This is a genomic window from Mycobacterium sp. VKM Ac-1816D (genome assembly GCF_000416385.1).
In the GTDB taxonomy this organism is placed as follows: domain Bacteria; phylum Actinomycetota; class Actinomycetes; order Mycobacteriales; family Mycobacteriaceae; genus Mycobacterium; species Mycobacterium neoaurum_A.
Map to the genome: position 1 here is coordinate 110,919 of NZ_AOHQ01000144.1, position 12,470 is coordinate 123,388.

Here is a 12,470-nt window from a genome sequence, read left to right on the forward strand (position 1 = left end):
CCGTGATGATCACCCTCGACAAAGTGAGCAAGCAGTACAAATCCTCTGCCCGCCCGGCACTGGATGACGTCTCGCTCAAAATCGACAAGGGTGAGTTCGTCTTCCTGATCGGGCCGTCCGGCTCGGGCAAGTCGACGTTCATGCGCCTGCTGCTCGGCGCGGAGCACCCGTCCAAGGGCGATATCCGGGTTTCCAAGTTCCACGTCAACAAGCTCGCCGACCGGCACATCCCGCAGCTGCGGCAGGTGATCGGTTGCGTCTTCCAGGACTTCCGGCTGCTGCAGCAGAAGACGGTCTTCGAGAACGTGGCCTTCGCGCTGGAGGTGATCGGCAAGCGCGGTGACGTGATCAACCGCGTCGTGCCCGATGTGCTGGAGATGGTCGGTCTGTCCGGCAAGGCCGCAAGGTTGCCGCACGAACTCTCCGGTGGCGAACAGCAGCGCGTCGCGATCGCCAGGGCGTTCGTCAACCGGCCCCTGCTGCTGATCGCCGATGAGCCGACCGGCAACCTGGACCCGGAGACCAGCAAGGACATCATGGATCTGCTTGAGCGGATCAATCGCACCGGCACCACCGTTCTGATGGCCACGCACGATCACCACATCGTGGACTCGATGCGTCAGCGCGTCATCGAACTGGAACTGGGCCGGCTCATCCGCGACGAACAGCGCGGTGTCTACGGAATGGATCGCTAGTGCGCTTCGGCTTTTTGGTCAACGAGGTCTGGACCGGACTTCGCCGCAACGTCACCATGACGGTGGCCATGATCCTCACCACGGCCATCTCCATCGGCCTGTTCGGTGGGGGTCTGCTGGTGATGCGCGTCGCCGACCAGTCTCGCGACATCTATCTGGACCGGGTGGAAAGCCAGGTCTTCCTCACCAACGACGTCTCGGCCAACGATCCGACATGCGATCAGGATCCGTGTAAGGCGCTGCGGGCGCAGATCGACGCGCGCGACGACGTCCGCTCGGTGCGCTACCTGAACCAGGCTGATGCCTACGAGGACGCCATCAAGAAGATCCCGGCGTTCAAGGACGTGGCCAGCAAGGACGCGTTCCCGGCCTCGTTCATCGTGAAGCTGGAGAACCCCGAGCAACACCTCGATTTCGACAGCGCGATGCAGGGCCAGCCCGGCGTGCTCAACGTGCTGAACCAGAAGGATCTGATCGACCGGCTGTTCGCGCTGCTCGACGGCATGTCCAACGCGGCGTTCGCGGTGGCACTGGTGCAGGCGATCGGCGCGATCCTGTTGATCGCCAACATGGTTCAGGTTGCGGCGTACACCCGGCGGACCGAGATCGGCATCATGCGCCTGGTCGGCGCGACACGCTGGTACACCCAGCTGCCGTTCCTCGTGGAGGCGATGCTGGCCGCGTTCATCGGCGTGGTGCTGGCGCTGCTCGGCCTGCTCACGGTGCGGTCGCTGTTCCTGGAGAAGGCGCTGTCGCAGTTCACCCAGGCTAATTTGATTGCGCCACTGGACTTCGCGGACATACTTTATATCTCGCCGATCCTGCTGTTCGTGGGTGTGGCGATGGCCGGGCTCACTGCGTACGTGACGCTGCGCCTCTACGTACGAAGATAGAAGATGGCTACCAAGAGCAAGAAACCGGACAAAGCCGAGAAGGCGAACAACTTCGTCATTGCGACCAATCGCAAGGCCCGGCACAACTATTCGATCCTGGAGACCTTCGAGGCCGGCGTAGTGCTGGTGGGCACCGAGGTCAAGAGCCTGCGCGAAGGTCAGGCCTCCCTTGTCGACGCGTTCGCCACCGTCGACGATGGTGAGATCTGGCTGCGCAACCTGCACATCGCCGAGTATCACCACGGCAGCTGGACCAACCACGCGCCGCGACGCAACCGCAAGCTGCTGCTGCACCGCCGTCAGATCGACACACTGGTCGGCAAGATCCGCGACGGCAACCTCACCTTGGTGCCGCTGTCGCTGTACTTCGTCGATGGCAAGGTGAAGGTCGAACTGGCGCTGGCCCGCGGTAAAGAGGCCCGCGACAAGCGCCAGGACCTCGCCAAACGCGATGCCGACCGCGAGGTGATCCGCGAATTGGGCCGCCGCGCCAAGGGAATGCGCTGAACCCCACGCCTGCGGCCGGGTTGCGGCGCGTTGTTTCCGTCGTGATCCCATTTCCCCGGTTCGCGGGCAATACAGGGATATAGTTCGCCCACGCGTCAAGACGCACGGGAGGACGGGTGACGGTGCGACGCTCGCGTCTATGTGCCCTCGTCCTCGGGGGCGTCGTCATCCTCGCGGCCATCAATGCCTGCGCGCCGTTCGGCGCCGCCGTCGCCGATCGTGTCGAGTTGATCCTGCAGGTGAGCGTTGGTGTCGGCGCCATTGTCGTCGGCGTGCTCACCGCGGCCCGGGAACATGGTCTCGAACGCTGGTGGCGAGTGTCGTTTGTGCTCGCGCTGTTCACCTGGGTGCTCGGCCAAGCCTTGTGGCAGGTGCACGTCGCCGACTGGGCGCCGATGCTGGCCCGCGCGATCTTCCTGGCCTTACCCGTGCTGGTCTTCACCTCGGTGATCCTGCTGGCGCGATCCAGCGGCGGGATTCGCGCGCCCGCGGCCAGCCCGCTCCGGCAGTCGCTGGTCACCAACGTGCTCGACGGGGTGATTGCCGCGGTCGCCTTCCTCATCCTGGCCGCGATGAGCGACCTGGGCACCAGATTCGAGGCCGCCAGCCCGGCCATGCGGGTGCTCGACGTCGTCTTCATCGGTGCCGAGATCGGCGTCATCGGCGTCATCGTCCTGATCGCGATGATCTACGACGCCGGCAGGCCCAACCGGACCAATTACATGCTGCTGGCCGGTGGACTGCTGCTGATGGGCGTGTCCAACCGCATGCTGGCCTACGTGCGGTCGGTCGACCGCATCGAGGCCGAACTCTGGGTCGGCATCGGACTGATCGTCGGCCCGGTGCTCACCGCGTTTGCGTTCCTGCCGACGACGCCGGCGCGCGAAGTCGACGTGCTGCGTCGCCAGGACTGGCCGCACCTGCTGTTGCCCTATATGGGTTTTCTTGGTGTGGCGGTGCTGTTCGCCTACCACCTCTACATCGATCGTGAGGTGTCCGCGCTCGCGGCATTCCTGACCATCGCCATGGTCGTGTTGGTGGCCAGCCGCCAGGTGGTCGCGACACGCGCCGAGCGCTCGCTGACCCAGTGGCTGTTCTGGGCGCAGCGCGGGCTTGCCCATCAGGTGCATCATGATCCGCTCACCGGACTGCCGAACCGGACCCTATTCGCCAAGCGCCTCGACGAGGCGATGGCACGTGGCAAGTTCGTGTTGATCTTCCTGGACCTCGACGATTTCAAGGAGGTCAACGACCGATTCGGCCACGCCGCCGGCGACGAGTTGTTGCGCGCGGTGGGGGAGCGGTTGTCGCGCGGCATCGGCGAGCGCGACACCCTGGCCAGGGTGGGCGGCGACGAGTTCGCGGTGCTGATCGTCAGCAATGGTGAGGCCGACGCCGAACTGGAAGGCGCCGCCGACCGCCTGCGCCTCGCCTTGCGTGACCCGTTCCCCGTGCACGGATCATCGGTGCGCGTCAAGGCCAGCATGGGACTGGTGCGCCCGGATGCCGACGGCCTGTCGCAGACCTCGGACAGCCTGCTGCGTCAGGCTGATGTCGCCATGTATGCCGGCAAGCGGATGGGTAAGAACACCGCCGTGGTCTACAACCCGCTCGCCGGCGCGGTGGTCGACTTCCCGACGATGCTGCGCGAGGCGCTGGGCGCGCCGCCGAAGGGTTTCCGGCTGGTCTACCAGCCGGTGGTGGCCCTGCCAGGTGGAGAGCTGGTGGCCGTGGAGGCGCTGGCCCGCTGGACGGCGGGCAATGGTGTCGAGATATCGCCGGAGACATTCGTCGCCGATGCCGAAGCGGCGGGCATGGGCGCCGAACTCGATTCGTTGGTGCTCGACATGGCGTGCGGCGAGGCGCGCGCGGCCGGGATCGACCTGGACATCCACGTCAACATCGGCGGGGCCAGGCTGGGCACGCCGGGTTTCGATCAGGTGGTCCGTGAGGTGCTGCAACGCCACGAGATCCCGCGCGGACGGTTGATCCTGGAGATCACCGAGACCGAACCGATCGTCGATCTGGACAAGGCCGCGACGCAGATCACCCGGTTCGGGGAGTTTGGCGTGAAGGTTGCCCTCGATGATTTCGGTTCGGGCTTCAACTCGCTGCTCTACCTGCACTGCCTGCCGGTGGACATCGTGAAGTTGGATCGGACGCTGGCCTCGGATATGGACGCCGGCCGGGACCTGACGCTCTACCGCTCGGTGATCAACCTGTGCGGCGAGCTCGGCTTCGAGGTGATCGCCGAAGGAATCGAGACCGACGACCAGGCCGATATGGTCTGCCGCGCCGGCGGACGGTTCGGTCAGGGGTACCTGTTCGGGCGTCCGGTGCCGATGTCCGAGCTGGCCGAGATGCAGCGCCGTGCCGTGCGGACTATTTAATGGCTGGCCTGGGTTGTAGAAACCGTTAGTATGGAAAGTCCTGCCGAACCTCGGCGGGGGTGCGAGGGGCTGAACGGTTTCGACTTCGCGCATCGAATCAAGGGAAGCGTGCCGGTGCAGGCAAGAGACCACCGTAAGCGTCGTTGCAACCAATTAAGCGCCGATTCCAATCAGCGCGACTACGCCCTCGCTGCCTAAGCGACGGTGTGTCTGTCAGACCGGGAGCGCCCTCGGCCCGGACCCTGGCATCAGCTAGAGGGACCCACCCACGGGTTCGGTCGCGGGACCCGTGGGGACATCAAACAGCGACTGGGATCGTCATCTCGGCTTGTTCGCGTGACCGGGAGATCCGAGTAGAGACTTAGCGAACTGCGCACGGAGAAGTCTTGAGGGAATGCCGTAGGACCCGGGTTCAATTCCCGGCAGCTCCACAAGAAAGGCCCGGACCGCGAGGTCCGGGCCTTTTTCGTGCGCTCACCTGACTCGTGCGCCGACTGCCGGCGCCATACGCGCGGCGCAGTACTCCGTTCGGTGACGCACAGTTTGCCAGGGCACCAGCCTGGTGCAATTAGGATCGGCGGCATGGGGCGAGGGGACAGTTGATGGTCGGCGACAGCGCGCAGTCCGGGGATCAGGCCGGTTCGGGTATCGAGCCGCCGGTCGAACCGCGCATCCGCCGGGCCCTCGGCCTGCTGGAGCGGTTCGCGCCCGCGATCGGCGCCAAGTGGGCCACCGAGCTGTGGTGCACCCCGCCGCAGGTCGACGCCAGCCTGCGGATGCCGCCCGGGGTGCCGCCCAGTGAGCCGATCGAGGCCTTCTGGGACGGGCATCGCATCGCGGGCGAGGCCTGGGGCGAGGGGCCCGCGGTCTACCTGGTGCACGGCTGGGGCGGTTGCCGCGCCCACCTCGGGGTTTTCGTCAAGCCACTGGTCAATGCCGGGCACCGCGTCATCGCCTTCGACCTGCCCGCGCACAACGACTCCGAGACCGGTTCGTTGGCCGAGGGACGCACGCATCTCGTGGAGTGCACCGAGGCGTTCCGCGCCGTCGTCCGCACACACGGGCCCGCCCGCGCGGTGATCGCGCACTCGCTGGGCGCCAAGGCCGCCGCGTTGGCGTTGGCCCGTGGCACCGAGATCGAGCGCATGGTGTTCCTGGCGCCGATGGGTGACTTCGGGTTCTATCTGGACCTGTTCGCCGAGCGGCACGGATTCGGGCCGCGCATCCGCGACGGTCTGCACCGCCGGCTCAGCAAGCGCATCAAAATGCCGCTGTTCGACACCGATCTCGGGGTCATCGGGTCCAACCTGCAGACCCCGACACCGCTGCTGGTCATTCACGACCCCGATGACCCGGACGCGCCGTACCACTACAGCAAGGCGCTCATCGACGACTGGCCCGACGCGGAACTGGTCACCACCCGCGGTCTCGGCAGGCTGGCGCACTACCGGATTCTGCGGCACCGCGCGGCGATCAACGCCGGCGTCGACTTCATCGGCGCTGCGCAGCAATCAGCGGTCTGACCGGACCACGCACCACCGACCGGCGCGCCGCGACCAGGCGCATCAGCCGACGCCGCACCGGAGCGCCCGCCACCGACCCGAAGAGAAAACCGACCAGGAACACCCGGCGGGTGCGCGTCTGGCTACGCCTGCCGACGGCGTAACCGCCCGCCGCGGCCGCGGCGGCGACCACCACGATCAGCGCCAGTGTCCACACCTGCCCAGTCCAACAGCGGCGGGCACCGCAGGGCAATGCTTGTGATCAAACCGAGCCCTGCTCGCGTCGCGCCTTGGCCCGCCGTTTGCCCTCGTGCATGGCGGCGACCCGCGCCACCGGGATGGTGTGGCCCTGCGCGATCAGATCGGCAGGCAATCGCTGCGGCGCGGGCATCTCGGCCGCCCAGGGATCGCCGTCGCCGAGGCGCTCGAGTGCGGTGCGCACGGTGAAATCGGACGGGTGTACCTCGGGCAGCTCCGACCAGGACACCGGAAACGACACCGGGATGCCCGGTTTGAAGCGCGGACTGTAGGCGGCCGCCACCGTCGCCCCACCGGAGCGGGTGGCGTCGACGAACACCTTGCCCGCCCGGTCCTCGACGATGAAAGCCGTTGTGGCGATGGACGGATCGAGGGCCTCGGCGCGCGCCGCGAGAGCCCGGGTCGCGGCGGCAACATCGTCGCCGGCCGCGTCCTCGGTGAGCGGCACGAAGATGTGCACTCCGCGCGAGCCGCTGGTTTTCACGGCGCCGGTCAAACCCGAATCGGCCAGGGCCTGGCGGACCAGCAGCGCCACCGCCACCACCGCGGCGAAGTCCGCACCGTCGGGTGGGTCGAGGTCCAGAATCAGATGGGTGGGGCGGTAGATGTCGGCGGCCAACCCCAGCGCCGGGTGGTATTCGATTGCCCGCTGGTTGGCCAGCCACAGCAGCGTGCGCCGGTCGTCGCACAGCGCGTAGTGGATCTCGCGGTGCGACGCCGCGGCCCACACCGGGACCGTCTTCACCCAGTCCGGCGTGTACTTGGGGACGTTCTTCTGCATGAACGGTGCCCGGCCGCGCAATGCCCGTAGCACCGTCAGCGGCCGATCCGTCAGCACGGGCAGAATCCGGTCGGCGACCGCGTCCAGGTAGTCCACCAGGTCGCGCTTGGTGGCTCCGGCGTCGGGCCCGAGCGGCTGATCCAGGTTGGTCAGCTCGACGCCGGCACGCTGCTCGTCCGCGGTCATCACTCCACTCCACCACAGGATCGGGCCCGGGCTGGCGCTCTCGACGAGCTCGTCGAATGAAGCTGTGAGTTTGCTGTCAGTTCGGTCCACGAGTTGTCATGGTTAAACGGGCTACGTAAGTTACGCGCAGTAGCGATTCTGTAACAGTGACGGGGCCATCGGATGAATGCCAGCAATGGCCAGCGATCGAGAATTGCCCAGCTGATCCGCACGCTCGCCGTGCCGATCGTGCTGGCCTGGCTCGCCATCGTGGTGGCCACCAATGTGCTGGTTCCGTCCCTGGAAGAGGTCGGCGAGGCCAACACCGTCGGGCTGAGCGCCCAGGATGCGCCGTCGATGATCGCGATGAAGCGCATCGGCGCCAACTTCGAGGAGTTCGACTCCGATTCCAACGCCATGGTGGTGTTGGAGGGCGACGAGCCACTCGGTGACGAGGCGCACCGCTACTACGACGGCCTGATCGACAGGTTCGAGTCCGACCCCGCCCACATCCAGCACGTGGCCGACTTCTGGGGTGACACCCTCACCGCGGCGGGCGCGCAGAGCGCCGATGGCAAGTCCGCCTACGTCCAGCTCTACCTGCACGGCAACCAGGGCCAGACGCTGGCCAACGAATCGGTGGCCGCCGTCCGCGATATCGTCGCGCAGAACCCGCCGCCGCCGGGCCTGCACGTCTTCGTCACCGGTGGCGCACCGCTGATCTCGGATCAGCACCATGCCGGGGACAAGAGCATCTTCCTGGTCACGATGATCACCCTCGGGGTCATCCTGGCGATGCTGCTGATCGTGTACCGGTCCGTCGGCACCACCATCCTGATCCTGCTGATGGTGTTCGTCGAACTCGGCGCCGCCCGCGGCATCGTGGCGTTTCTGGCGAACTCCGGGCTCATCGGGCTGTCGACCTTCGCGGTGAACCTGTTGACGCTGATGGTCATCGCCGCGGGCACGGACTATGCGATCTTCGCCGTCGGGCGCTATCAGGAGGCACGCGGCACCGGTGAGGACCGAGAGCCCGCCTACTACAGCATGTTCGGCGGGACCGCGCATGTGGTGCTGGGCTCCGGGCTGACCATCGCCGGGGCCATGCTGTGCCTGTCGTTCACCCGGTTGCCCTATTTCCAGACCATGGGTGTGCCGTGTGCGATCGGCACCCTGGTGGCGGTGCTCGCGGCGCTGACGCTGGGGCCCGCGGTCATCACGATCGGCAGCCGGTTCGGGCGTTTCGAACCCAAGCGGGCCATCCGGTCGCGGGGGTGGCGGCGCATCGGGGTTACGGTGGTGCGCTGGCCAGGACCGGTCTTGGTGGCGACGCTGGCGTTGGCGCTGATCGGCCTGGTCACCCTGCCCGGCTACAAGACCAATTACGATGCCCGTCGTTACCTGCCCACCGATCTGACGGCCAACGTCGGATATGCGGCCGCCGAGCGGCATTTCGGCGCCGCCCGGATGAACCCCGAACTGCTGATGGTGGAAAGCGACCGGGACCTGCGCAACCCGGCGGACTTCCTGGTCATCAACAAGATCGCGAAGTCGATCCTGGCCGTGCCCGGCGTCGCGCGGGTGCAGACCATCACCCGGCCCAACGGGAAACCCATCGAGCACACCACGATTCCGTTCATGCTCAGCCAGCAGGGCGCCACCCAGACCATGAACGAGAAGTACCGCGAGGACCAGTTCGCGGACATGTTGCGCCAGGCCGACGATATGCAGACCAATATCGAGACGATGGAGCAGATGGCGGCCGTCACCCAACAGATGGCCGACGTCACGCACTCGATGGTCGAGAAGACCGAGAATCTGACCGCCGACACGGCCGATCTGCGCGACTACATCGCCAACTTCGACGATTTCATGCGTCCGCTGCGCAACTACTTCTACTGGGAGCCGCACTGTTACGACATCCCGGCCTGCCATGCGCTGCGCTCGGTGTTCGACACGCTCGACGGAATCGACGTGCTGACAACCGATATCGAGACCGTACTCCCGGACCTGCAGCATCTGGACACCCTGATGCCGCAGTTGGCCGAGATCATGCCGCAGAACATCGAGGTGCTGAAGAGCACCCGAGAGTCGATGCTGCTGATGTATCAGACCCAGAAGGGTATGCAGGACCAGGGTTCGGCCATGCAGGAGAACTCGAGCGCCATGGGGGAGGCGTTCGACGATGCCCGCAATGACGACACGTTCTACCTTCCGCCGGAGGCCTTCGACAACGAGGACTTCAAGCGCGGGATGGACAACTTCATCTCACCGGACGGAAAGTCGGTGCGGTTCATCATCAGTCACGACGGTGATCCGGCCACTCCGGAGGGCATCGCCCACGTCGACCCGATCAAACAGGCCGCCCGCGAGGCCATCAAGGGCACGCCGTTGGAGGGATCGAAGGTGTTCCTCGCCGGGACCGCGGCCACCTACAAGGACATGCACGACGGTGCGCAGTGGGATCTGGTGATCGCCGGAATTGCTGCGTCTGCGCTGATTTTCGTGATCATGTTGCTGATCACCCGCAGCCTGGTGGCGGCGGCCGTCATCGTCGGCACGGTGTTGCTGTCCCTCGGGGCATCCTTCGGCATGTCGGTGCTGCTGTGGCAGCACGTGCTCGGCCTCGAACTGCACTGGATGGTGCTGCCGATGTCGGTGATCTTGCTGCTCGCTGTCGGCTCGGATTACAACCTGCTGCTGGTGAGCCGGTTCAAGGAGGAGCTGCACGGTGGGCTGAAGACCGGCATCATCCGGGCGATGGCGGGCACCGGTTCGGTGGTCACCTCGGCGGGGCTGGTGTTCGCGTTCACCATGGCCTCGTTCGCGTTCAGTGACCTGACGGTGATGGCACAGGTCGGTACGACCATCGCGCTGGGGCTGTTGTTCGACACCCTGGTGGTGCGCTCGTTCATGACGCCCGCGGTGGCCGCGCTGCTGGGCCGCTGGTTCTGGTGGCCCAAGATCATCCGGTCGGAGGCCTCCCGTCGCCGGCTGGCCGACAGCGGCGTCAGGGTCTGACGATTCCCGCTCAGCAGGGCAGAGCCCGTACGCTACCTCGGTGAACGCGATCGACCCCGACAAGCTGGCCACCTGCCTGCAGGTGCTCGCCGACGTCGAGGGATTACCCCCTGAGCACCCCGATGCCGTGGCCGTGCGCCGCGCCACCGCCGGGATCTTCAAGTCGGTGCGCAAGGCCCGCCGAGCTGCCAAGCGTGACGAGGTGGCCGCCGCCGACCGCGCCGTCATCGCCGCCACCGCCACCGGAGCGCCCGGGCGCATCGACGACGAGACCGCCGGCCTGCCGCTGGTCTCTGCCACCGCCGGCGCCTCGGCGGGCACCCTGCTGCGCAGCCGGGCCTGCTACGTCTGCAAGAAGCATCACACCGTCGTCGACGCCTTCTACCATCAGCTCTGCCCCGAGTGCGCGGCGTTCAACCACGCCAAGCGCGATGCCCGTACCGATCTGACCGGACGGCGGGCCCTGCTCACCGGGGGGCGCGCCAAGATCGGCATGTACATCGCGCTGCGGCTGCTCCGAGACGGGGCGCACACCACCATCACCACCCGCTTCCCCAACGATGCGGTGCGCCGTTTCGCGGCGATGGAGGACAGCGCGGACTGGCTGCACCGGCTGCGGGTCGTCGGTATCGACCTGCGTGACCCGGCCCAGGTCGTCGCGCTGGCCGATACCGTCGCCGCCGCCGGGCCGCTCGACATCCTGATCAACAATGCCGCCCAGACCGTGCGCCGCTCGCCGGGCTCGTACTCGGCGCTGGTCGAGGCCGAGCGCACCCCGCCGCCGGAACTGGTCTCCAAACTGGTCGACGTCATCTCCTTCGACCGGGTCAGCGACGCGCACCCGGCGGCCCTGACCGGCAGCCTGGGCGAGCACCAGACCCCGCACGCACTCACCCAGCTGGCGCTGGCCGCCCGCAGCGCCTCCCCGGAGCGCATCGCCGCGGGCACCGCTATCGACGCCGGCGGGTTGTTGCCGGATACCGCGTCGGTGAACAGCTGGACCCAGCATGTCGACGAGATCGACGCGATGGAACTGCTCGAGGTGCAGCTGTGCAACCAGACCGCACCGTTCATCCTGGTCAGCCGGTTGCGCCCGGCGATGGCGGCGGCCGCGGCGCGGCGCAAGTACGTCGTCAACGTCTCGGCGATGGAAGGTCAGTTCGGCCGCAAGTACAAGGGGCCGGGCCACCCGCACACCAATATGGCCAAGGCCGCGCTGAACATGCTCACCCGCACCAGCGCCGCCGAGATGCTGGAGACCGACGGCATCCTGATGACCGCGGTCGATACCGGCTGGATCACCGACGAGCGCCCGCACCCGACCAAGCTCCGGCTGGCCGAGGAGGGTTTCCACGCCCCGCTCGACCTGGTCGACGGTGCCGCCCGGGTGTATGACCCGATCGTGCGGGGTGAGGCCGGCGAGGACCTCCACGGTTGCTTCCTCAAGGATTACGCCAAGGCCGACTGGTGACTCAGATCTGTAGCTTCCCGCCGTGCACCGCCAGTTCGGCTCCGGTCATATAGCTGCTCTGGTCCGTGGCCAAAAACAGGACGGCCGAGGCGATTTCGTCGACATGGCCGAGGCGGTGCAGCACCACACCGGCGGACAGACCGTCCAACAGCGCCTTCTCCTGCTCGGCGTCGCCGGCCAATCCGGTCAGGCCGGGCGTCTCGATGGGGCCGGGGACGATGGTGTTGACCCGGATGTTGCGGTTGGCCAGTTCGGCGGCCCAGGTGCGTCCCAGTGAGCGGATGGCTGCCTTGGATGCCGCGTAGAGGCCGAAGCTGGGGGTCGCCTCGGTGGCGGCCGTGGATCCGGTCAGGATGACCGATGCGCCGTCGTTGAGCAGGGGGAGCATCTTCTGCACGGTGAACACCGTGCCGGCGACATTGCGATCGAAGTTGTCGCGGTAGTGCTGTTCGGTCACCTCGGCCAGCGTCGCGAAGTCGCCACCACCGGCGTTGGCGTAGAGAACGTCCAGTCCGCGTCCGGCCGCGGTGATGGCGTCGGCGAGAATGTCCAGGTCGGCGACCTTGCTGATATCGCCCTGCACCGTGTGGGCGCGCGGGCCGATGGCGGCGACGGCCTCGTCGAGGCGGGTGCGATCGCGTCCGGTGACGAAGACCTCGGCGCCCTCGGCGGCGAATCGCTTGGCGCCGGCCAGGCCGATGCCGGAGGTGCCGCCGGTCACCAGCGCTGTCTTGCCGTCGAGCTGTCCCATGATCGTTCCTTTCGTCGAAGTGCTACGACGATCAGA

At 66.9% G+C, this 12,470-nt stretch carries 10 protein-coding genes and 1 other RNA gene; 8 read left to right on the top strand and 3 right to left on the bottom strand.

What is annotated here, in order from left to right; genetic code table 11:
* Positions 1–5: 5 nt before the first annotated feature.
* From ftsE to G154_RS22490, 6 genes are all read left to right on the top strand, one after another.
* On the top strand, positions 6–695 hold the full coding sequence (gene ftsE / locus G154_RS22470; RefSeq protein ID WP_019514436.1) for a cell division ATP-binding protein FtsE: 690 nt from the start codon (positions 6–8) through the stop codon (positions 693–695).
* Positions 695–1,588, top strand: coding sequence for a permease-like cell division protein FtsX (ftsX, locus tag G154_RS22475; RefSeq protein WP_019514437.1), 894 nt, complete (start codon positions 695–697; stop codon positions 1,586–1,588). Before ftsE ends, ftsX begins: the two co-directional genes overlap by 1 nt.
* A gap of 3 nt (positions 1,589–1,591) precedes the next feature.
* Positions 1,592–2,095 carry an SsrA-binding protein SmpB gene (smpB, locus tag G154_RS22480; RefSeq protein WP_019514438.1) on the top strand — a complete coding sequence of 168 codons (504 nt, stop codon included), beginning with the start codon at positions 1,592–1,594 and terminating at the stop codon, positions 2,093–2,095.
* 116 nt (positions 2,096–2,211) lie between these two features.
* Positions 2,212–4,485, top strand: coding sequence for a bifunctional diguanylate cyclase/phosphodiesterase (locus G154_RS22485; protein ID WP_023985509.1), 2,274 nt, complete (start codon positions 2,212–2,214; stop codon positions 4,483–4,485).
* Positions 4,486–4,550: 65 nt separating this feature from the next.
* Positions 4,551–4,919, top strand: a transfer-messenger RNA (tmRNA) gene (gene ssrA, locus G154_RS26130).
* Between the two features lie 168 nt (positions 4,920–5,087).
* A complete protein-coding gene (locus G154_RS22490; protein ID WP_019514441.1) occupies positions 5,088–6,008 on the top strand; it encodes an alpha/beta fold hydrolase in 921 nt (306 codons plus the stop codon).
* Here G154_RS22490 and G154_RS22495 read toward each other — a convergent pair.
* Positions 5,977–6,204 (bottom strand): hypothetical protein, encoded by a 228-nt coding sequence (locus tag G154_RS22495; RefSeq protein ID WP_019514442.1) that lies wholly within the window; start codon positions 6,202–6,204, stop codon positions 5,977–5,979. The genes G154_RS22490 and G154_RS22495 overlap by 32 nt on opposite strands.
* A 45-nt stretch (positions 6,205–6,249) precedes the next feature.
* Positions 6,250–7,212, bottom strand: coding sequence for a DNA polymerase domain-containing protein (locus G154_RS22500; RefSeq protein WP_019514443.1), 963 nt, complete (start codon positions 7,210–7,212; stop codon positions 6,250–6,252).
* Between the two features lie 162 nt (positions 7,213–7,374).
* Here G154_RS22500 and G154_RS22505 point away from each other — a divergent pair, with 162 nt between their 5' ends.
* The gene (locus tag G154_RS22505) at positions 7,375–10,212 is read left to right on the top strand and encodes an RND family transporter (RefSeq protein ID WP_019514444.1); all 2,838 of its coding nucleotides are present in this window, start codon (positions 7,375–7,377) and stop codon (positions 10,210–10,212) included.
* 40 nt (positions 10,213–10,252) lie between these two features.
* Complete coding sequence (locus tag G154_RS22510; protein WP_019514445.1) at positions 10,253–11,683, top strand: SDR family NAD(P)-dependent oxidoreductase; 1,431 nt, start codon at positions 10,253–10,255, stop codon at positions 11,681–11,683.
* A gap of 1 nt (position 11,684) precedes the next feature.
* On the opposite strand, the gene G154_RS22515 is transcribed toward G154_RS22510, so the two are convergent.
* Positions 11,685–12,434, bottom strand: a complete 750-nt coding sequence (locus tag G154_RS22515) for an SDR family oxidoreductase (RefSeq protein ID WP_019514446.1) — start codon at positions 12,432–12,434, stop codon at positions 11,685–11,687.
* Positions 12,435–12,470 lie beyond the last annotated feature (36 nt).